Annotated in this window: 17 protein-coding genes; 10 read left to right on the top strand and 7 right to left on the bottom strand. The window is 64.7% G+C overall.

What is annotated here, in order from left to right; translation table 11 throughout:
- Nucleotides 1-344: 344 nt before the first annotated feature.
- Genes ACEN2S_RS05565 through ACEN2S_RS05540 form a run of 6 tightly spaced genes read right to left on the bottom strand, consistent with a single transcriptional unit; the run spans nt 345 to nt 6,178 of the window.
- Nucleotides 345-1,568 carry a four-carbon acid sugar kinase family protein gene (locus tag ACEN2S_RS05565; RefSeq protein WP_441863461.1) on the bottom strand — a complete coding sequence of 408 codons (1,224 nt, stop codon included), beginning with the start codon at nt 1,566-1,568 and terminating at the stop codon, nt 345-347.
- Nucleotides 1,569-1,574: 6 nt separating this feature from the next.
- Nucleotides 1,575-2,831, bottom strand: a complete 1,257-nt coding sequence (locus tag ACEN2S_RS05560; RefSeq protein ID WP_441863459.1) for a RuBisCO large subunit C-terminal-like domain-containing protein — start codon at nt 2,829-2,831, stop codon at nt 1,575-1,577.
- A gap of 3 nt (nt 2,832-2,834) precedes the next feature.
- Nucleotides 2,835-3,374: a VOC family protein gene (locus ACEN2S_RS05555; RefSeq protein ID WP_441863457.1), complete on the bottom strand. Its 540-nt coding sequence runs from the start codon at nt 3,372-3,374 to the stop codon at nt 2,835-2,837.
- Between the two features lie 4 nt (nt 3,375-3,378).
- Nucleotides 3,379-4,656 (bottom strand): TRAP transporter large permease, encoded by a 1,278-nt coding sequence (locus ACEN2S_RS05550; RefSeq protein ID WP_441863455.1) that lies wholly within the window; start codon nt 4,654-4,656, stop codon nt 3,379-3,381.
- Nucleotides 4,653-5,111, bottom strand: a complete 459-nt coding sequence (locus ACEN2S_RS05545; protein ID WP_441863453.1) for a TRAP transporter small permease — start codon at nt 5,109-5,111, stop codon at nt 4,653-4,655. The genes ACEN2S_RS05550 and ACEN2S_RS05545 overlap by 4 nt, the downstream gene beginning before the upstream one ends.
- 53 nt (nt 5,112-5,164) lie before the next feature.
- Nucleotides 5,165-6,178, bottom strand: a complete 1,014-nt coding sequence (locus ACEN2S_RS05540) for a TRAP transporter substrate-binding protein (protein ID WP_441863451.1) — start codon at nt 6,176-6,178, stop codon at nt 5,165-5,167.
- 117 nt (nt 6,179-6,295) lie between these two features.
- Between ACEN2S_RS05540 and ACEN2S_RS05535 the strand changes: the two genes are divergently transcribed.
- From ACEN2S_RS05535 to ACEN2S_RS05525, 3 genes are all read left to right on the top strand, one after another.
- Nucleotides 6,296-7,306, top strand: coding sequence for a LacI family DNA-binding transcriptional regulator (locus tag ACEN2S_RS05535; RefSeq protein ID WP_441863449.1), 1,011 nt, complete (start codon nt 6,296-6,298; stop codon nt 7,304-7,306).
- A 285-nt stretch (nt 7,307-7,591) separates the two neighbouring features.
- A complete protein-coding gene (locus ACEN2S_RS05530; protein WP_441863447.1) occupies nt 7,592-9,766 on the top strand; it encodes a TonB-dependent siderophore receptor in 2,175 nt (724 codons plus the stop codon).
- 11 nt (nt 9,767-9,777) lie between these two features.
- Nucleotides 9,778-10,935: a YncE family protein gene (locus ACEN2S_RS05525; protein WP_441863445.1), complete on the top strand. Its 1,158-nt coding sequence runs from the start codon at nt 9,778-9,780 to the stop codon at nt 10,933-10,935.
- A 287-nt stretch (nt 10,936-11,222) separates the two neighbouring features.
- Here the strand turns inward: ACEN2S_RS05525 and ACEN2S_RS05520 are convergent, their stop codons facing one another.
- Entirely contained in the window at nt 11,223-13,448 is a 2,226-nt protein-coding gene (locus tag ACEN2S_RS05520) for a heavy metal translocating P-type ATPase (protein WP_441863443.1), read from the bottom strand.
- 95 nt (nt 13,449-13,543) lie between these two features.
- On the opposite strand from ACEN2S_RS05520, the gene ACEN2S_RS05515 reads away from it, so the two are divergent.
- The 7 genes from ACEN2S_RS05515 to ACEN2S_RS05485 all read left to right on the top strand — a co-directional run bounded on the left by ACEN2S_RS05515 (nt 13,544) and on the right by ACEN2S_RS05485 (nt 19,614).
- Nucleotides 13,544-13,987: a MerR family transcriptional regulator gene (locus ACEN2S_RS05515; protein ID WP_441863441.1), complete on the top strand. Its 444-nt coding sequence runs from the start codon at nt 13,544-13,546 to the stop codon at nt 13,985-13,987.
- A complete protein-coding gene (locus ACEN2S_RS05510) occupies nt 13,984-14,319 on the top strand; it encodes a YnfA family protein (protein WP_441863438.1) in 336 nt (111 codons plus the stop codon). Before ACEN2S_RS05515 ends, ACEN2S_RS05510 begins: the two co-directional genes overlap by 4 nt.
- Before the next feature lie 653 nt (nt 14,320-14,972).
- On the top strand, nt 14,973-15,761 hold the full coding sequence (locus ACEN2S_RS05505) for a transporter substrate-binding domain-containing protein (RefSeq protein WP_441863435.1): 789 nt from the start codon (nt 14,973-14,975) through the stop codon (nt 15,759-15,761).
- Between the two features lie 66 nt (nt 15,762-15,827).
- The gene (locus ACEN2S_RS05500; RefSeq protein WP_441863433.1) at nt 15,828-16,517 is read left to right on the top strand and encodes an amino acid ABC transporter permease; all 690 of its coding nucleotides are present in this window, start codon (nt 15,828-15,830) and stop codon (nt 16,515-16,517) included.
- A 10-nt stretch (nt 16,518-16,527) separates the two neighbouring features.
- Nucleotides 16,528-17,277, top strand: a complete 750-nt coding sequence (locus ACEN2S_RS05495; protein ID WP_441863431.1) for an amino acid ABC transporter ATP-binding protein — start codon at nt 16,528-16,530, stop codon at nt 17,275-17,277.
- A gap of 28 nt (nt 17,278-17,305) precedes the next feature.
- Entirely contained in the window at nt 17,306-18,487 is a 1,182-nt protein-coding gene (locus ACEN2S_RS05490) for an iron-containing alcohol dehydrogenase (protein WP_441863429.1), read from the top strand.
- 434 nt (nt 18,488-18,921) lie between these two features.
- Nucleotides 18,922-19,614 carry a GntR family transcriptional regulator gene (locus ACEN2S_RS05485; protein WP_441863427.1) on the top strand — a complete coding sequence of 231 codons (693 nt, stop codon included), beginning with the start codon at nt 18,922-18,924 and terminating at the stop codon, nt 19,612-19,614.
- Nucleotides 19,615-20,087 lie beyond the last annotated feature (473 nt).

Below are 20,087 nucleotides of genomic sequence, written 5' to 3'. Positions count from 1 at the left end.
CCGGGTGGCGGCAGAGCTTTGCCCGGTGACTGCCAATACGCCGCCGGAAAAGGGTGCGGCGGACCGTCGGCAGCAGAAACGCCCTGCGCGAGGGGGCTGAAAGGCCGGTTCCAACGGGATGCATCGAAAGTGACCGCGCAAGCAAGTGCCGGGCGCAATACTCGTCAGTCAACGGGGCCGGAGGCGGCGCGCCGTCATGCCGCGCGTCATCTCATGGCCCAGTGTTGCAGGGGCTTGGCAAGAAACCGGGGCCGCCCTTGGCGCGGTGCCTTTGCCTTGCCGCGCCGTCTTTGGGGGGGCGGCACCGCGAGACACCGCAGCCCGCCCGGGGCAGCGGTCCCGCCTCAGGCGGGTGCCTGCGTCATGGCCATCACCGCGCGGCCGAAGAAATCTGTTCCGCCCATTTGCCCGCCTTTGAGCGCCAAGGCGAGGTCATGCCCCTGCACCCGCGCGCGCAGGATCGGAACGCCGGGGCAAAGCGCCCCCGCGCAATCGAGGTAATCCGGCGCGAGGCGCTGGACAATCGCGCTGGAGGTGTCGCCCCCTGCGACCACAAGTCCGCGCGGGCGGGCGGCCTGCAACACCTCATCGGTGAAGCGCGCGCTTTCCAGCGCGAGGCGCGCGGGCGTGACATCTGCGGCGGTCTCGGCGGTGAGATAGACAAGGCAGCTCTGCCCCCGGCCGAGCCTCTCTCGCGCCCAAAGCAGGGCTGCCTGCCGCGCAGCGCCCTCTGTGACAATGTCTTTGGGCGCAACCGGCAGGCGCGCCATCGCCTCCGCCGCGCTGATCTGCGCGAGGGTGAGGGAGGAGCGGGAGCCTGCGAAGGCAAAGATCGGCCCGGCCTGCAGGGGAGGCGCGTGGTGCGGCGGTGCCGGGCTGCGGCGGGCAGGTTGCGCCGCGAGCCAGGCCTCGGCGACCGAGGATGCGCCCATCACCAGAACGCGCCGCGCGCTGGCCAGAAGATCGCGCCCCGCCGCCGCCACATCCGCCTGATCGACGGCGTCGTAAAACCGCGGGAATGCCGCCCCCGCCGTGCCCCGCAACACAAGCTGCAAATCATTCAGCCCGAGTGCCGCGAGGTGGCGGAGCAGATCGGCCTCATGCATCGGGGTGACGGGATGGCGGGACATGATCGGATGCCGGTCGATCCGGTGGATCGCCCCGTCCGGTGCGCGGGCGAACAAGGTGCCGAATGCCGCATAGCGCCCCAAGGAGGGTTGCCCGCCGATCACCGCCAGATCCCGCAGCCCGAGTGCGTCGGCAAGGCCCAAGGCCCACCGCGCGATATTCCCATGGTCCAGGCTGCTGTCGAAGGTAGAGCAGATCTTTACATGGACGAAGGCGGGCGCGAAGGGCGCAATCCCGCTGCCGATCCGGGCCGCCAGCGCGTCGATCGCTGTTGGCCCCAGCGCACGGGCGTCTGTGGCGATGCCCCAGGCGTCGAGACCGGTGACATCGGCCTCCGTCGGGATGTCGCGAAACAGGCGCGCCCGCAGGCCGCCCCGCGACAGGGTGGCGAGCGCGTCGGACGCACCGGTGAAATCGTCGGCGACAAAGACATAGGCCATCGCCGCTCAGCCCGCGGCGCCAAAGGTCGCCAGCGCGGCCGCCAGTTCTGGCTGCGCGCGGGCGGCGGTTTCCAGCGTTTCGCCGGAGATGACCGCCTCATGCGCCTGCCGCAGGCTTTGCAGCCCCGCCGCGGGCCCGCCCGGATGCGCCATGATCCCGCCGCCGCAGAGAAACATCAGGTCATCCGAGGCAATCCGGGCAAGCGTGTGGGGCAGGGTGCCCGCCCATTGCCCCGAGGAGAAGATCGGCATCACCCGGTCATCGCCCGCGCCAAGCGGGGTCAGGCAATGGCGCGCCGCCTCGGTGACCTCTTCATCAAGATCCGAGAATTTGCCGCCCATGCCATGCACATGCATATGGTCGATACCCGCCAGACGGTAGAGCGTCTGATAGGCACGCACCCCCATCCCCAGCAGCGGATGCCGCCCCATCCCGCCATAGCCGTTGCGGTGGCCGTGGATCGCCAGCCCCGTGTGGCGGCGCAGGGTCTGGACGGCGGACATGCCCACCCAGTTCAGCGAGACCATCGCGCAGCTGCCCTCTTCGCGCGCCAGAAGATCGGCGTGACGGCGCATGGCGTCGGTCTCATCGGTGATGTTGAAGGCCACCATGACCAGCTTGCCAGTCTTGTCGCGGTGGCGGCGCACGACCTCCATCACCGCGCGGATCCGCTCGGGGACGGGGGCATGGGGGTGGGTGCCCGCGATCTCGTCATCCTTGATGAAATCCGCCCCCGCCGCACAGAGCCGCCCGACCAGTGCTGCGATCTCTGCGGGCGACAGGCCGATATTGGGCTTGATGATGGTGCCGAACAGCGGGCGGCCCACCACCGAGGTGGATGCACGGGTGCCCGCAATCCCCATGCTAGGATGATCATAGCGCGCGCGATAGGCGGGGGTCAGTTCCACATCCATCAGCTTGAGACCGGTCACCTCGCCCAGATCATAAAGGTTGCCCGCGACGACAGAGGCCAGCGTGGGCAGGTTCACCCCGACATTATCCTCCGGGTAGTCGATCACCACGCGATAGATCCCGCGCGGCCCGGTCAGCCCTTTGCGCTCGGCCCAGGCAGAGCGCAGCGTGGGAGTTTCCGCACGGCCAATTTCCAGCGTTGAGACGACGGTCGCGCCGAAGCGGGCGCGCAAGGCCTCGGTTTCGCCTTCCACGCGCACGAAAGTGCCGGCACTTTGCTCTCCGGCCATCATCGCGGCCACGTCATCAATCGGGCAGGGGGTCTCAACGATATAGGTTGCGCGGATCATCGGTCAGATTTCCGCCAGATTGGGGAAGGGGCGCACGGGGTCGGCGCCGGTCCAGCCGTCAGAGGCTTCGCGGATCAGATCGAACATCCGGCCTTTGGGCCCTTTGACTTCGGACAGCTCGATCACCGTGCCGGGATGGGTGTCGCGGTCAAAATAGGCAAAACGCCCGGCCTCGCCGACCTTGCCCGACATCTTCACCCGAAAGCCTTCGGCCAGCATCCGCGCCAGATCGCGGTCATACTCCTGCGTCCAATAGGCGGTGTGTTGCAGGCCCCAATGTCCGGCATCGGTGAAATCCTTGTACATCGAGGGGACGTCATTGCGGCATTGGATCAGCTCAATCTGGATATAACCGGAATTGGCCAGCGCGACCGAATTGTGCGGCGTGTAGGGCTGGCCGTTATAGGTGTAATCCTCGATCGGGACTTGCGGATTGTAAAAGAACGGACCCACGCCCATCACATCGGACCAGTGGCGCATCGCCTCTTCGATATCGGGCACTACAAAACCCAGCTGTCGGGTCGGCCCCAGAAAACGGCTCATCAGATTACTCCATCAGATAGGTGGGGAGCCAGGCGGTCAGGCCCGGGAAAAAGGTCACCAGCGCAAGCGCCAGAAAAAGCGGGATGAAGAAGGGCGCCGTGCCGCGCACCACCTCGGCAAAGGGCAGTTTGACGGTGATCGACATCATGTAGAGGCTCATCCCCACTGGCGGCGTCAGCAGGCCGATCATCAGGTTGAGCACCATCACCACGCCGATCTGCTCGGGCGGGGCGCCCGCCTGGATCAAGGCGGGGGTGATGATCGGGGCGATGATCAGGATGGCGGCGATGGCCTCCAGAAACATGCCCGCAACCAACAGCACCCCATTGAGGATCAGCAGCAGAACCAGCGGATTCTCCGACACCCCGAGCAACCAGGCGCTGGCCTTCATCGGGATCTGATCCATCGTCAGCACCCAGGCGAAGATCGCGGCGGCGGCCACCACAAAGAGGATATTCGCCGTCGCCAGCACGGTTTCGCGGGCAGCGTCGATCAGCGCTTTCAGCGTCAGCTTGCGGTAGATGATCGTGCCGATCAGGATCGCATAGGCGACGGTGATGCCCGCGGCTTCGGTCGGGCCGAAATAGCCCGAGAGGAGGCCGCCGATCAGCAGAACCGGTGTCAGCAGCGCGGGCAGCGAGATCACCGACAGGCGCAAGAACGCGGGCAGGCTGGGCGAAACATCATCGCGCGGCAGGTTCTGGCGGCGCGCGATCAGGGCGATATAGCCCATCAGCATCCCGGCCAGCATCAGCGCAGGCACGATCCCCGCAAGCAGCAGTTTCACCGGCGAGACCTCGGCCGCTGCCGCAAAGATGATCAGCGGGATCGAAGGTGGGAAAATCGGGCCGATGGTGGCCGATGCGATGGTCAGACCGGCGGCGAAGCGGCGGGTGTAACCCTGTTTCTCCATCTCGCGGACCTGCATGCCGCCGAGCGCGCCGATATCGGCCAGCGCCGCCCCCGACATGCCCGCGAACACCAGCGAGAGGAGGACGTTGACATAGGCCATCCCGCCGCGCAGCCGCCCGACCACCATGCGCACGAGGTCGAACATATAGGTGGTGACGCCGGTCGCGCTCAGCAAAGCGGCGGCCATGATGAACAGCGGCACCGCCAGAAGCGGCGAGCTGTCGATCGAATTGACCGCGCGTTGCAACAGCACCGAGGCGGGCAGACCGTGCGCGATGATGGTGACGGCCGAGGACAGGCCGAGCGCCACCGCAATCGGCGCGCCGATGATCAAGAACAGCGCGAAAAGGATCAGAAGGGTCAGGGTCATTTCGCGGCCCTCTCATGGCGCAGCACGGCGGCGATGCGCCACAGCGCGATGAACGCCAACAGCGCAAAGCAGACCAGCACTGGCCCGAAGAGCCAGATGTTCTGCAGCCCCAGCGCGGGGGTTTTGAACTTCCACGCCCGTTGCAGATAGAGCCAGCCCCCCCAGATGGTGAGCAGGCTGAAGGCAACCATGCTCAGTTCCGCCAGCACGAAACAGATCAGCCGTGGCAGGCGCGGCATCAGATTGGTGAACACATCCACCGCAAAATGCTGCCCGTGCAGCGCCAGAAGCGGTGCGGTGAGATAGACCGCCAGAACGCCGGCGTAGCGCGTGATCTCCTCGGCGCGCGGCAGGCCGGTGTTCCACAGGTTCCGTGCCAGCACCTGCGCCACGATCAAGCTGGCGATCAGCAGCAACAGCCCGGTCGCAATCACCAACAGGGCGCGGGTCAACATGTCCAGCGCCCGGGGGGGCGCTGGCACAAAGGGAAGGGGGAGGGTGGTCATGGTCAGGCGATGGCGGCGATTTTGGCGTAAAGATCGCCCCATTCGGCGTCGAATTCACTCGACACCCGCGCTTTGACACTGCTGCGGAAGCTCTCAAGATCCAGCCCCGCATCGGCATCAATCACCGTCATGCCCTGCGCGCGCAGCGTGGCCAGATCGGTCGCCTCGGCGGCCAGCATCTCTTGCGAGGCGCGGTCGCGGGTTTCGGTCGCGGCACTGGCCACGGCCTCTTTATGCGCGTCCGAGAGGCCATTCCACACATCGTCATTCATCATCACGACCTGCGCCGCCGAGATATGCCCGGTGAGCATCAGATGGCTTTGCACCTCATAGAGCTTGGCCGAAACCAGCACATTCATCGGATTTTCCTGCCCGTTCACCACGCCGGTGGCCAGCGCGGTCGGCACTTCCGACCAATCCACCGGCACCGGCACCGCGCCGAGCCCTTCCACCGTCGCCATGTAGATCGGGAACGGGATCGAGCGGATCTTGACGCCCGCCAGATCCGCCGGGGATTTCGCCGCGCGGTCTGCGGTCAGGTTGCGGGTGCCGAAGTAGAACGCATAGAGCGCGCGGGTGCCCGACGCCGCGATCAGCCCCTCGTTCAGCTCCTGCATCACCGGGCTTTGCGCGTCCACCACCTTCATCAGATGGTCGATGTCGCGGTAGAGATAGGGGGTGTCGAAGGCCGCGAAGGGCGCATAGAGCGAGCCGATGGCGCCCGCGGTATTGTGCGAGAAGGCGATGGAACCGGTCGAGACGGCCTCGGCAAGCTCCTGCAGTTTCCCGAGCTGGGAATTGGGGAAAATCTGGATGTTCAACTCACCGCCGGTCTTTTCCTCAACCGCTTTGGCAAACCATTCGGCCTGCGCCCCCGCGATGGAATTGGGGGTGTGCATATGGCCATAGCGCAGCGTGGTCGCCGCCCGCGCGCCCCGGCCCAGAAAAGGCGTGGCCACCAGCGCCGCACCGCCCGCCATCAAAAGTCTGCGCCGTGAAAAGCCGTTCGTCTGCATCGTCATCTCCTCCCAGAGTTCAATCCCCGCGGACCTCCCGTGTCCGCTGTCTTGACCCAAAGTTCCGGATATGGTCCAAACCGTCAATCGCTGTTTTTTGATGGGTTTTGAGGGATCATGAAAAACGGGCCGGGCATTCGGGATATTGCGATGCGCGCGGGCGTCTCTGAGGCGACGGTGGACCGTGTGCTGCATGGCCGCCCGAATGTGCGCGCCGCGACGGTGGAGCGGGTGTTGCAGGCCACGGCAGGGCTGAACTATCTGTCAGAGCCCGCATTGGCGCGCCTTGCCAGGCCGGACCGCCAGCGTCTGACGGTGGTTTTGCCGAGCAGCGCCAACCCGTTTCTGCGCATCCTTAATCAGGAGCTGCGCAGCTGGGCGCAGGTGCGCGATCGCGGCGCGCGGATCCACAGCTATCTGATGGATTCGATGAACCCCGATGTCATGGCGCGCTGCCTGCGCAGGCTGGGGAAGAAATCGGATGCGATTGCGTTCTTCGGCGTCGATCATCCCGATGTGCGCGATGAGGTCGATGCGCTGGTGGCGCAGGGCAAGCTTGTGCTGACGCTGATCAGCGACATCACCGGCTCGCGCCGTCACGGCTATATCGGCATCGACAATCTGGCGGCGGGGCGCACTGCCGCCTATCTGCTGGCGAGCACGTCGCCGCGCGCGGGCGGCAAGCTGGCGATCATCGCGGCCACCCGCCATTACCGCGCGCATATTGAGCGCGAACTGGGCTTTCAGGAACTGATCCGGCGCGACCATCCGCATCTGGAATTCGCCGGGACATTCGAGGGGCAGGATGACCCGCTTACCAACATGAAAATGACCCTCGATCTGCTGGAACGTCACCCCGATCTGCGCGGGATCTACAATGTGGGCGGCTCGTCCGAGGGGATTGGCATGGCGCTGACGCGAACGGGGCGTGCGGGCGAGGTCCGGCTGATCGGCCACGGGTTTGGCCCTGATACGCGGCGGATGCTGCAAGGCGGGATCATGACGGCGGTGCTGACCCAGCGAACGCAATCCCTGCTGGAGGTGATGCTGGATCAGCTGCATGCAAAATCGCCGCCCCTGCCTTTGCCGATGCAGATCATCTTCCCGACCAACCTGCCGGCTGAATGAAGGGGGCGGCCCCCTTCCGGCATCCGCGCGATCCCGTCCGGGTCGGACCGGCACGCATGTCCTGTCACACGCGGGGACGCGGCGTCTTTGCCCGCGTCACGGCTCAGGGGCGGGCGGCGGCAGGTGTCGTTGCGCATCCCTCGGCTCCGGCGGGGCCTGTCATGTGACACACGCGCCACGGAAAAGCGTAAAATCAATTTCACCCTTGCAACACCGGCCTGCGGGGCTTTATCCCAACCCCACGCCAGCATGACGCCAGCTGTCCTTCAACAGCAGGTTCACAAGATGGCACGACATTTCAGCGATAAATCGAGAATAGTATTGACCTCCGCGCTTTGTGCGGCGGCCCAGCTCAGCTTTCCTTTCCTGGCGCGGGCTCAGGAGCTGCGCGATGAGCAGGACATCGTGCTGGCACCGATCACGGTGACTGCCGTGCCCGCCACCACCACCGAGGACAGCCAAAGCTGGACAACGGACTGGATGCGCTCGGCGACCGGCCTGATCCTTGGCCAAAAGGAAACCCCGCAATCCACCAGTGCCTTGACCTATGCACAGATCAAAGACCGCAACATCACCACGATCTCAGAGGCGATGGATGCCGCGACCGGGGTCACGGTGCAGGCCTTTGAAAGCGACCGGATCAATTATTACGCGCGCGGTTTCCAGATCGACGCCTATCAATTTGACGGCGTGCCGGTGCCCCGCGATGGCGCCTGGCAATTTGGCGACAACAACCCCGACATGGCGCTCTATGACCATGTCGAAATTGTCCGTGGCGCCACCGGGCTGATGCAAGGGGCGGGCGAGCCCGGCGCTTCGGTCAACTTTATCCGCAAGCGCCCGACCGACACGGTCCAAAGCAGCATTGCCGCGACTCTGGCCTCTCCCGATGGCGGCCGGGTTGAGGCTGACATCTCGGGTCCCCTGAACGCCGAGGGCAGTTTGCGCGGCCGCTTCGTCGCGATGGGCGACAGCCGCGATGGCGCGCTCGACGGCTATCACAAGGATAAATTCGCCCTCTATGGAGCGTTGGAATACGATCTCTCCGATGCGACCACGCTGACCACCGGCCTGAGCTTTCAAAAGACCAATGCCGATGGCGCCACCTGGGGCGGTTTGCAGCCATTCTACACCGATGGCAGCCTGATCGACTGGGCCAAGGGTGCCAGCACCGGCGCCGACTGGACCTATGTGAACACCGAACGGACCGAGGCCTTCGCGGCGCTTGAGCATCAGTTCGGCAATGGCTGGGCCGGGCGGCTGGTGTTCACCCATGTCCAAAACGAGATGGATGCGACCCTCGCCTGGATCTATGGCACGCCGGACCGCGAGAGCGGCGATGGCCTTCAGGGCTATGGCACCCGCTATGACGGCGGCTACACGCAGGACAATCTGAACGCCATTGTGAACGGTGATTTCCAGCTTTTCGGGCGGACCCACCAATTCGTGGTCGGGGCGATGGCCTCACGGGGCGAGGGCACCTATTACGGATATGGCTCGGGCGACACGTTTGACGTCAACCTCTATGCGATGAACGGCAATTACCCGGCCCCGGTCCTGTCCGACAGCGCAACCTTCACCTCGGCCAGCAGTGCCCGGCAATATGCGATTTATGGCACCAGCCGCTTCAGCGTGACCGACAATTTCCAACTGCTGTCCGGCGCGCGGATCAACTGGTGGGACGGCGACGAGGGGGACGGCACCGCGACGACGGCGGCGTACAAGCTTTCGGGCGAAGTCACACCCTATCTCGGGTTTACCTATGACATCACGCCGACCTACACCGCCTATGGCAGCATCTCGAGCATCTACAAACCCTCTCTCGTGCAGGATGCCAACCGCCAGTATCTCAATCCGACCTATGGCTGGAACTATGAGCTGGGGGTGAAAGCCGATCTGATGGGCGGCGCGCTGATGGCCTCGGCGGCGGTATTTGAGACGGCGCAGAAGGACGTTGCGCGCTATGTCGACTGGATCCCGGAAGAGAACCGCAGCGTCTATGAGACCATTGAAGGTGCCACCACCCGTGGTCTGGAGATTGAATTGGCGGGGGCGCTGAGCGACCGCTGGAATATCTCGGGGGGCTATACCTATCGCACCTCCAAGGACAAGGATGGCAACACGCTCTACGCGGATCAGCCGCAGCACACGCTGAAGATTGCCACCGACTACCGCCCGGCGATCCTGGATGACCGGCTGCGGCTGGGCGGCGCGATGCGGCTGCTGAGCGGCACCGACAGCATGGATTTCGCCAATGATGCCACCCAGCCCAATGTGCATCAGGCCAGCTATGCGGTTTTTGATCTGAACACGATCTACGAGGTGAGTGACAAGATCGAGGTTTCGCTGAGCGTGAACAACCTCTTCGACCGGAAATATTACGCCACGACAGGCTTTTACGACACGGTCGTCTACGGCGAGGGCCGCAGCGCCGAAGTTGTGCTGCGCGCGAAATTTTGAGGATGATACCGATGCAACTGAAAACCCGTATCACCGGCGCGATGACCGCGCTTGCCCTGAGCCTTGCGGTGCCTGCCGCCGCACAGGAGGCAACCGCACAGGTGGATCTGGCGCAGATCGCCCCCGCCGCCCTGCGCCAGGATCTGCTGAAAGGGGTCTATGGCGCGGTTGAGATCCCCGGGCGCAATCAGCTCTGGGTCGCCTCTTCCCCCAGTTTCGAGCAGGGCACGCCCGGTTTCGTCGACATTCTGGATGCGACGGATCTGCGCCCCCTGCGCCGGATCGAGCTGCCGCGCCGTGCCTTTGCTCTGGCGTTGGACGCGGCCCGCGGGCGCGCCTATGTCGGCAACACGCTGGACGGCTCGCTGACGGTGCTGGACGCCGCCAGCGGGCTGGTGCTCGACACGATCCAGCTTGGCAAGCCCGATGGCGAGGGTTTTGAGCACACACGGATGGTGCGGGTCGATCCGGGAAGCGGTCAGGTCTTTGTGACCTCGCCGTCGGACACCGGCACGCTCTGGATCGTGGACCCGGACCGGCAGGGGGCGGTGCAGCGGATCGACGATGCGGGGCTGTGGTCGGCAGGGCTGGCGCTGGATGCTGCGCGGGGCCGTGTCTATGCGACGGGCGGCGGCATCAGCGAAGTGCTGGTGGTAGACGCTGCGACCGGCGCAGGCATCGGCAGCTTCTCGACCGGCGACACCAAAGAGGCGGGCGGTGAGGCGTCAGCGCATTTCTTTGTCAATGCCGCGCTGGACACCGAGGGCAAGCGGCTGTTTGCGGCCGATGCGAACCAAGGCGCGCTCTATGTCTTTGACACGGAAACCGGCGCGGTGATCGCCACGGCGCCGACCGGGCTTGGCACGTTGGACGTGATTTATTCGGACAAAAGGGACCAGATTTTTGTGACCTACCGTGGTGTCAGCCGGGAGGCGCCATCAGGTTCTGGCGGCATCGTGGTGCTGGACGCCTCCGACTATGCGCGCATCGCGGATATTCCGCTGCCCGCCCATCCGAACAGCCTTGTCCTTGCTGAAAGCGGTGACGCCCTGTTCGTGACGGTCAAGGCACCGATGGAAAAGGAACATCCGCTTTATCGTGAGGGCGGTGGAGATTCCGTCCTGCGCTTTGATCTGGACAAGCTGGCGACGTTGCTGCCCCGCCAGTGATCCCGGACGCCGGCCCGAACGCCGCCGGGACGCATCGGTTCCGGCGGCGCAAGCTGCCCCTGCGGTGCCGCCTCACCGCGTCTCCGCGGCGGCTGGTTTTCACGAGGACCGTCCGGGGAGCCGCGCCCGGGCTGCCCCCACCACCGCGGCCGATCGCGCCCGATTTTGGCCGCGCGACGCGTTTTGATGATGCTGCCCGCGGCAAGACCCCCCGGGCGAGGCACCGGGTGCGCGCGGGCAGCAGCGGAGGGTCTGGACTGTTTTGCATCTGAGCGAAGGCCCTGACCCTATCCCTCCTTGTCGGGATCAAAGGCCAGCAGGCGCAGGGCGTTCAGCGTGACAAGAACCGTGGCGCCGGTATCTGCAAGGATCGCCAGCCAGAGGCCCGTCATGCCGAGAACCGTGGTGACCAGAAAGACCCCCTTCAGCCCCAGCGCAATCGCCACATTCTGCCGGATGTTTGCCATGGTGGACCGGGCAAGCCGGATCGTTCCCGCGACATCCGTCACCCGGTTGCGCAGCATCGCGGCATCGGCGGTTTCCAGCGCCACATCGGTGCCTGACCCCATCGCCACGCCCACATGCGCCGAGGCGAGCGCGGGCGCGTCGTTGATCCCGTCGCCCACCATCATCACCCGCCCGCGCGCGGTCATCTCGCGGATCGCCGCCACCTTGTCTTCCGGCATCAGTTCGGCGCGGTGGTCCATCCCAAGCTCCTGCGCCACCGCAGCGGCGGTGCGCTGATTGTCACCGGTCAGCATCACCGCATCGATGCCCAGCGATTTCAGCTGACGCATGGCCTCGGCCGCGTCCGGGCGCGGCGCGTCGCGCAGCGCCACAAGGCCGACCAGCCGATCCGCCCAAAAGACCACGACGACCGTCTTGCCAGCCTCCTCCAGCTCGGTCGCCTTGTGGCGTGCCGCAGCGTCCATAACCCCGGAGGCCGCGGCGAAACGGGGCGAGCCGACCCAAGCGACCGCATCCCCAACTCTTGCCTCGGCGCCTTTGCCCGGCACCGCACGGGCGGCGGTAACCGCCACTGGCGCGACGCCCTCCGCCGCCGCGCGGGACAGGATCGCCTGCGCCAGCGGGTGGCTGGACCCCGCCTCGATCCCGGCGGCCAGGGCCAGCACCTCTGCCGGTGTGCCGCCGACCGGCACGATGTCGGTGATCTGGGGGAGCCCGAGGGTCAGCGTGCCGGTCTTGTCAAAGGCGATATGCGTCGTGCGGGCCACGGCCTCGATCACGGCACCGCCCTTCATCAAGATGCCGTGCCGCGCCCCCGCGGACAGCGCCGAGGCAATGGATGCGGGGACCGAAATGACCAGGGCGCAGGGGCAGCCGATGAGCAAAAGTGCCAGCGCGCGGTAGACCCAGACATCCCAGGGCGCTGCAAAGGCCAGTGGCGGCACAATGGCCACCAGCAAGGCGGTGCCGACCACGGCGGGCATGTAGATGCGGCTGAAGCGGTCGATGAATCTCTCGGTCGGGGCGCGGGCACTCTCTGCCTCCTCGACCAGCCGGACGATGCGGGCGATCGTGTTGTCCTCTGCCGCCTTCGTCACGCGGATCCGCAGGGCCGCCTCTGTGTTGATCGACCCGGCAAAGACCGGCTGGCCGGGCTCTTTCACCTTCGGCACGCTCTCTCCGGTCACAGGGCTCTCATCAACACCCGACACACCCTCGATCACCTCGCCATCGGCAGGCACCCGGTCCCCGGGACGGACCAGCACCGTCTGGCCGATCAACAGGCGCCCGACGGGAACTTCCTGCCAGCGCCCCGCGATTTCCAGCAGGGCCGTCTTCGGCACCAGCTGCGCCAGCGCCCGGATGCCATCGCGCGCCTTGTTTGCCGCAACCCCTTCCAGCACCTCGCCCACCGCGAAGAGGAAAACGACCAATGCGGCCTCCTCGGCGGCCCCGATGAACAGTGCACCGGTTGCCGCGATGGTCATCAGCATTTCAATGGTGAACGGCATCCGCGCGCGCGCCGCGTTCACCGCCCGCCGGGCGACCGGCGCGATGCCGATCAGCGTGGCGAGCCCGAAAGCCGCCTGTGCAAAATCAGGGGCCGCGAACAGCTTTACGGCCCAGGCCAGAACCAGCAAGAGGCCGGTGCCGATCACCAGCCGCCCCTTGCCGGTGTGATGCCAGGCGGGATCAGCACTTGCCGTGCCAGAGGCGGGTGGTGACATGTCCTGGGGGGTGTCCGGTTCGGCTGGGCTCAGGTCCGGTGTCTTCGGGGCAAAGGTGCCCTCTGGCAGCACGAAGCCTGTGCGGGGCGCGGCCTGCCCTTTGGGTGCGATGCCAAATCCCAGCTTTTGAACCGCGGCCTCCACATGCGCCCGGGAGGTCTGTGTTTCGTCCAGCGTCAGACGCAGCCGCTCTGTCATCAGGGTCACTTCCACCGCGCTGACGCCCGGCAGATGCGCAACGGCGCCCCTGACCTTGCCTGCGCAGGACCCGCAGTCCATGCCCGTGACCGTCCATTCGCAACTGGTCGTATTGCCCATCTTTATAACGCCTTTCGTGCCGCCGAACGCGACGATTGTCTCCAATGCGTTTGCAACCTAATGTCTCTAGTAACTATAGCTTCAAGAGGTTTTTCATGCTGACGATCGGAAAGTTGGGCGAAGCGGCGGGTGTGAAGGTGCCAACCATCCGCTATTACGAGCAAATCGGACTGCTGCCCGAGCCGGACCGCAGTGCCGGGAACCAGCGTCTCTACGGCGCCAAGGCGCGTGAGAGGCTGGCGTTCATCCGTCATGCGCGCGACCTCGGTTTTCCGCTGGAGGCGATCCGCGATCTTCTCAGTCTTTCCGATACGCCCAATCAGCCCTGCGCGGCGGCCGATGTCATCGCGAGCAAACAGTTGCTTGCCGTCAAGGAACGTATCGCGAGGCTGACCGCGCTGCAGGCCGAACTGGAAAGAATGATCACGCAATGCGCCCAAGGGACGATTGCGGATTGCCGTGTCATCGAGGTGCTGAGCGATCACGGCCTGTGCGCGCATGACCATCGGGGCCTGACGGGCGAGGGGGGTGCAGAGTGACGGCGGTCCCGGCTCTGGCCCTCTATGCCATCGCCGCTTTGGCAGAGATAGCGGGATGTTTCGCCGTATGGGCGTGGATGCGGCAGGGGGCATCGGCCTTTTGGCTGCTTCCCGGGCTTCTGTCTCTCGCAGCCTTTGCCTGGTTGCTGTCATGGTCACCATCAGAGGCTGCCGGACGCGCCTATGCCGCCTACGGCGGGGTGTATATCATGGCGTCGTTGGTGTGGCTGTGGGTGGTGGAAGGGCGGCGGCCCGATGTTTGGGACGTGACGGGCGCGGTTGTCTGTCTCATCGGTGGCGGGATCATCCTGCTGGCGCCCCGCGCCGCCTGAAGCCGCCACCTGAAACCGCCGCCTGAAGGAACCGGCTGAAGCATTGATCATGCTTCGCCCCTTTGTCACCCGGATCTCTCTCCCTCCGCGTCTGTCACCACCCCCATCTGTCGTAGCCGGTATCCGTCGCAATTGGCGGGGCGAAGGCTCACCGCCCGCCTCGCTCCGGCCCGCCGAATGATGCGCGCCCCTGTGGGAGGGGGAGGGCCAGACGCAGCTCGCGCAGGCCGCGCCGGGCCGGCTGCCGGGCCTATCCCCGGGGCGGAAGCTGGCGATAGGCAATCACATGCGCGCAGAGATATGGCGATTCCCCTCCCCAGAGTTTCTGCACGCCCGATACCTTCCACGAGTCGCGGCCGCGCGGGGCGCGGAGAGGCTCTGCCTCACGAATGCGCCCGGGCATGCTGCCGCCTTTTCGCGCCACTGCGGCAGGGAGCGCGGCTCAAATGCCCAAATTTGTGACGGGATCCGGCGGATTTCGGAAAAGCGCAACGGATCGCGCCGGGAAGCTTGACCTTAAATAAACGCCATATCATGGTATGCCATAATATATAAATTCATCAAGACCGACAGGGAAACGAACCATGATGCCATTTCGCTCCACCTCTCGCTCTTCGGGGCTTACACTTCGTGCCATGCTCTGCGCTGCAGCCATGGCGCTGACAACCACCGCCGCCGGGGCCCAGGAGTGCACGCCCCGCATCGCAGATGAGTTTCTGGTTGAGCCGGGCACGCTGACCATGGCCACCAGCCCCACGCTGCCGCCGATGGCCTATGCGGATATGGACGGGACGCTGAAGGGCCTGCGCGTCGAGCTGGGAATCGAGATCGCCAAGCGCCTGTGCCTCACGCCCCAGTACATCAGCACCGAATATGCGACGATGATCCCGGGCCTTCAGGGCAGTCGCTGGGACATGGTCAATGCGGGGCTTTTCGTGACAGAGGCCCGCCGCAAAATTCTGCTGATGCTTCCCTATGAAAGCCTCGCGATCAGCATCTCGACGGTGGCCGGGGACACAGAGGTGAAATCGGTTGATGACCTTGCCGGAAAGACCCTGAGCACGGACATCGGCGGCTATGCCGAAAAGAAGATGAAGGAACTGAACGAGGATTTCGCAAAGCGCGGCCTTGAGCCCATGAAGCTCAATCTCTTCGACAATTATGCGACCGTGTATCAGGCTTTGCGCGCCGGGCAGGTCGAAGCGGCCGTGTCAATCGATCCTGTGGCCAAACAATATCAGGACCGGGGCGAATTCACACAGGCGCTGTCCGGATTGTACGCAACCCCGGGTTCGCTTTCCTTCATTTCGCCGGAAGTGGCCGAGGGTGTCTCCGTCGCCCTGAAGGAAATGAAAGCCGACGGCACGTTTGACAAAATGATGGCGGCTTATGGCGTGATCGAGGCGCCGGGCGATCTGAGCTATTTGCCGCTTGCCGAATAACCCGATGGGTCAGGTGCCCGTCCCATGCGGGCGGGCACACCACCATTCTGCAGAAGGGAGCATGGGGTGAAAGGTTGGAACTGGGACGGATTCTTTGACTACCTGACGAATTATTACCTGTTCGAGGGCGCGATGGTGACCCTGGGGCTGACTGTTTTTGCAATGACCGCCGGTCTGGTGATCGGCTTCGTTCTTGCGCTGATGCGGATGTCGAAACACCGGTTCCTGTCAGGGCCCGCCGTCTTCTACATCTGGGTTTTCCGTGGCACGCCGCTGCTGGTGCAGCTGATCATCATCTACACCGGCCTGCCGCAGATCGGCATCAAATTTACCGTTCTGCAGTCGGTGTTGATCGGCCTTGCGATGTGCGAAGGTGCCTATCTTTCCGAAATCCTGCGGGCAGGCATTTCCGCAGTGCCGGCCGGGCAGATCAATGCCGCCCGCGCCATCGGGATGACCGAGCCGCAGGTGATGCGCTATGTCATCGCGCCGCAGGCGCTGCGCATCGTGATCCCGCCGCTGGGCAATTCGGTGAACAGCGTGCTCAAGACCACGTCCATCGCCTCCATCATCTCGATGGAAGAGCTGCTGCGCCGGACGCAGGTGCTTATTCAGGAAAGATTTCTCGTCCTCGAACTCTTCGTTGTCGCGGCGCTCTACTATCTCGCGATGACCACGGTTTGGGACCTGATCCAGCGCCGGATTGAGCGCCGCTTCGGCAAGGCCTATGGCCCGATGCCGGTCGATAAACACTGAGGGAGCAATCATGGCAGAGAGCGAAACCGTCATCGAACTGCGCGATGTCAACAAATGGTACGGCCAGACGTTTCAGGTGCTCAAGAACTGCAACCTCGCGGTCACCAAAGGCGAAGTCGTGGTGATCTGCGGGCCGTCCGGCTCGGGAAAATCGACACTCGTCAAATGCGTGAATGCGCTGGAGCCGATCCAGAAGGGCACCATCACCGTCACCGGTGTCGAGGTGACGGATGCCCGCACGAACCTGCCCAAATTGCGCGCACGCGTCGGCATGGTCTTTCAGAGCTTTGAGCTGTTTCCGCATATGACCATTCTCGAAAACCTCTGCATTGGTCAGCGCACCGTTCTGGGGCGCAATGCGGAGGAAGCCATCGCCAAGGCCAAGGAACTGCTCGACCGGGTCGGTCTCGCGGCGCATGCGGGCAAATATCCCGGCCAGCTGTCGGGGGGGCAACAGCAACGCGTGGCGATCGCCCGCGCTTTGGCCATGGATCCTGTGGCGATGCTGTTTGACGAGCCGACCTCGGCGCTGGATCCCGAAATGATCAATGAGGTGCTCGATGTCATGGTAGCACTGGCGCAGGAGGGCATGACCATGATGGTGGTGACGCATGAAATGGGCTTCGCGCGCAAGGTCGCGGACAGGATCGTGTTCATGGATGAGGGCGAGATCGTGGAAATCGGCGAGCGCGGTACCTTTTTCGATCATCCGCAAACGGACCGGGCCAAATCGTTCCTGTCGAAAATCCTGGTGCACTGAGGCACCGGGGCCGAGCAAAGGCAATAGGATGATAAACCATATTCTGACACCCCGGGATCTGCTGATTGGCGGCGGCGCGCGCCATGAGCTGGCAGGCTTGTTGCGCGCGCGCGGGGTCCGGCGCCCCCTGTTGGTGACGGATCAGACCATGGTGCGGGTCGGGCATGCGGCGGCGCTTCTGGACGCCATGTCCGCCGCCGGTCTGCCGATGGGTCTGTTTGCCGAGGTGGTCGAGGATCCGACGGATCTGTCGGTGGCAGCGCTGGTGGCGCAGGCCACCGCCGGGGATCATGACGGGCTGGTCGCGCTGGGCGGCGGCAGCGCGATTGACACGGCTAAGGCCGCGGGCCTCGTTCTGGCAACGGGCGAGGCGTTGAGCGCGCTGAAAGTGCCGCGGATTGTCGATATTGAAACCATGCCCCTTGTCGCGATCCCGACAACCGCGGGAACCGGATCAGAGGTGACACGCGCCGCGGTGATCACCGATACCGGGGCGCAGGAGAAAATCCTGATCCTCGGTGCGGCCGCTTTGCCAATGGCGGCGATCGTCGATTACGAGCTGACCTTTAGCTGTCCGTTCCGGGTCACGGTGGATACCGGCATTGATGCGCTGACCCATGCGCTGGAGGCGCTGGTCAACCGAAACGCCAATCCGCACTCGGATGCGCTTGCATTGTCGGCACTTGGCCTGATCGGGGCACATCTGGAAACCGCAGCCCGCGATCCGCACAATGCCCCTGCGCGCGAGGCGATGATGCTGGGTGCCACCCATGCTGGCATGGCGGTGTCGAACACATCCACCGCGCTGATCCACGGGCTCAGCAGGCCCATCGGGGCATTTTTTCATGTTCCTCATGGCATGTCGAATGCGATGGTCCTGCCCCTTGTCACGCAGTTCTCGCTGCGCGCGGCGCCCGCGAAATATGCCATGGCCGCGCGTGCTTTGGGTGTCGTACCGGCAACGGCTTCGGAGGCGACGGCGGCAGCCCGTCTCGTCGGAGCGTTTCAGGAGATGAACCAACGTCTGGACGTCCCGACCCCGAAGAGCTTCGGGATCGACGCTGAGCGCTACATGGAACGCATTCCCGAAATGACCCGGCAAGGGCTGGCATCCGGAACACCGGGGAACAACCCGCGTGTGCCGACGGCGGCAGACATGGCGCGTCTCTACAAGCTGGCCTTTGACGGCGCGTTGGACCCGATGTGCTGAGACGGGTGCTGACCTGAGTGCTGACTGGGGTGTTGACTGGGGCGCGGGCTGGCGGCATCCGGCGGTGCGGCAACGGAGCGCGACGCAACCGGCGCAGCGGGCGCTTTGGCGCCAGGTCGACGGGCGTCGCTGCCGCAGAGCAGCCGGGGCAGCTCTCCGCCCGTTCGGTGCGCCGGGCGGGGTGGGGTGACCGCCGGGCTGCCCGCCGGTCAGGGCCTTTGTCCGGCGGGCCCGGGCCGCTTTGCCGGTAAGCCCTCGCGGCGGTGTCCGGTTTGTTCCCGGCTGATGCATTTGCCCCCCTTGCGCGCATTTGCAGCGGGCGCGAGTGTGGTTTTGGGCCGCGTCAGAAACGGGTTGCCAGCGGCCGTGATCGCGCTGTACTTGGCATACGGTATTAGGATGGCAGCGTGTTGGTGCGTGAAGAGGGGCAAAGCATGGATGACGATACGGGGCTGTCGGGGATGAAGGTTGAGCGGCCAAACAAAACGCTGCGGGAACTTGCGCTTGGCAATCTTCGCAAAGCCATTCTGGACGGCCTTTTCAAGCCGGGAGATCGGCTGGTCGAGCGTGAGCTTTGTGAACAGCTCGGCGTCAGCCGCACCATCGTGCGCGAGGTGCTGCGTCATCTTGAATCCGAGGGTCTGGTTTCCGTTCAGCTGGGGAAAGGGCCCATCGTTGCGCCGCTGGACAGCGATGTCGCACAGCAGATTTACGAGGTGCGCGGTGCGCTCGAGGCCATGGCGGCGCGGCTTTGCGCGGAAAGTGATGACCCGACGATCGTGCCCGCGCTCGAGGCGGCGCTGGCGGGGATCCGCGAGGGCTATACCGGGAACGACCATGGGCAGGTTCTGGCCAGCACTTCTGAATTTTACCGGGTTCTGTTCACGAAGGTGAACCGTCATGTGGCCTGGGATATCGTCAATATGCTGACGGTGCGGATCAATCACCTCCGGTCGATGACGATCCGGACGGACAACCGCGAAGTCGAAGGGCCCGCCCAGATGGCGGCCATCATCGATGCGATCCGCGCCCGCGACGGCCTGCGCGCCTATCGGGTGGCAACGGAACATGTGGCCAGCGCTGCCGAAATCGCGATGCAGATTTTTGCGGATCTGAAGCAGAGCTGACCGATACCCTTCTGACCGATGGCCGTCTGACTGATGGCCGCCTGGCCGCGCCGCCGATTCAGCAGCGCTGATGTACGCGCGGGGCTGGGTATGCGACGGTTCCCACAGGCGGCGGTGCCAGCGCCAGCCGCGCCGCGCGCGGCGCGCGGCCGCCGAGGCAAAGATTTCCTGAACCCAAGCTCTGCCCCCGCACCTCTGGAGGGCCTGCGGGGCCAAGTGGCCAGGGCCGCCGCGCGTTCGTCTGCTCGGCGTCCTCCGCATGCGGATTGGCCCATGACAGGCAGTCCTCAAGGCCATTCTTGAAAACATATAAATATCAATAAATTGAGCGATATTTGCCGCGCGTGATCCCTCCGGCATCCCATGCGCAAAGAACCGTATTCTGCGCATAAATCCATTAAAATAAAAAAGATTGCTTATTGGGGATTTATTTGCAAACCTGACTCTATCGACGATTTCAAGAAAATTCGCGG

Origin of the sequence: Phaeovulum sp. W22_SRMD_FR3 (assembly GCF_052113705.1) — a bacterium.
Lineage (GTDB): Bacteria > Pseudomonadota > Alphaproteobacteria > Rhodobacterales > Rhodobacteraceae > JBGQOG01.
This window is presented reverse-complemented; position numbering and strand designations above follow the sequence as displayed.

What these genes read in the sequence shown, in the direction of transcription:
- ACEN2S_RS05490 (WP_441863429.1), top strand. Translation starts at nt 17,306, where the DNA reads ATGATAAACCATATTCTGACACCCCGGGATCTGCTGATTGGCGGCGGC.
- ACEN2S_RS05535 (WP_441863449.1), top strand. Translation starts at nt 6,296, where the DNA reads ATGAAAAACGGGCCGGGCATTCGGGATATTGCGATGCGCGCGGGCGTC.
- ACEN2S_RS05550 (WP_441863455.1), bottom strand. Translation starts at nt 4,656, where the DNA reads ATGACCCTGACCCTTCTGATCCTTTTCGCGCTGTTCTTGATCATCGGC.
- ACEN2S_RS05485 (WP_441863427.1), top strand. Translation starts at nt 18,922, where the DNA reads ATGGATGACGATACGGGGCTGTCGGGGATGAAGGTTGAGCGGCCAAAC.
- ACEN2S_RS05530 (WP_441863447.1), top strand. Translation starts at nt 7,592, where the DNA reads ATGGCACGACATTTCAGCGATAAATCGAGAATAGTATTGACCTCCGCG.
- ACEN2S_RS05515 (WP_441863441.1), top strand. Translation starts at nt 13,544, where the DNA reads ATGCTGACGATCGGAAAGTTGGGCGAAGCGGCGGGTGTGAAGGTGCCA.
- ACEN2S_RS05555 (WP_441863457.1), bottom strand. Translation starts at nt 3,374, where the DNA reads ATGAGCCGTTTTCTGGGGCCGACCCGACAGCTGGGTTTTGTAGTGCCC.
- ACEN2S_RS05540 (WP_441863451.1), bottom strand. Translation starts at nt 6,178, where the DNA reads ATGCAGACGAACGGCTTTTCACGGCGCAGACTTTTGATGGCGGGCGGT.
- ACEN2S_RS05560 (WP_441863459.1), bottom strand. Translation starts at nt 2,831, where the DNA reads ATGATCCGCGCAACCTATATCGTTGAGACCCCCTGCCCGATTGATGAC.
- ACEN2S_RS05525 (WP_441863445.1), top strand. Translation starts at nt 9,778, where the DNA reads ATGCAACTGAAAACCCGTATCACCGGCGCGATGACCGCGCTTGCCCTG.
- ACEN2S_RS05520 (WP_441863443.1), bottom strand. Translation starts at nt 13,448, where the DNA reads ATGGGCAATACGACCAGTTGCGAATGGACGGTCACGGGCATGGACTGC.
- ACEN2S_RS05545 (WP_441863453.1), bottom strand. Translation starts at nt 5,111, where the DNA reads ATGTTGACCCGCGCCCTGTTGGTGATTGCGACCGGGCTGTTGCTGCTG.
- ACEN2S_RS05495 (WP_441863431.1), top strand. Translation starts at nt 16,528, where the DNA reads ATGGCAGAGAGCGAAACCGTCATCGAACTGCGCGATGTCAACAAATGG.
- ACEN2S_RS05505 (WP_441863435.1), top strand. Translation starts at nt 14,973, where the DNA reads ATGGCGCTGACAACCACCGCCGCCGGGGCCCAGGAGTGCACGCCCCGC.
- ACEN2S_RS05565 (WP_441863461.1), bottom strand. Translation starts at nt 1,568, where the DNA reads ATGGCCTATGTCTTTGTCGCCGACGATTTCACCGGTGCGTCCGACGCG.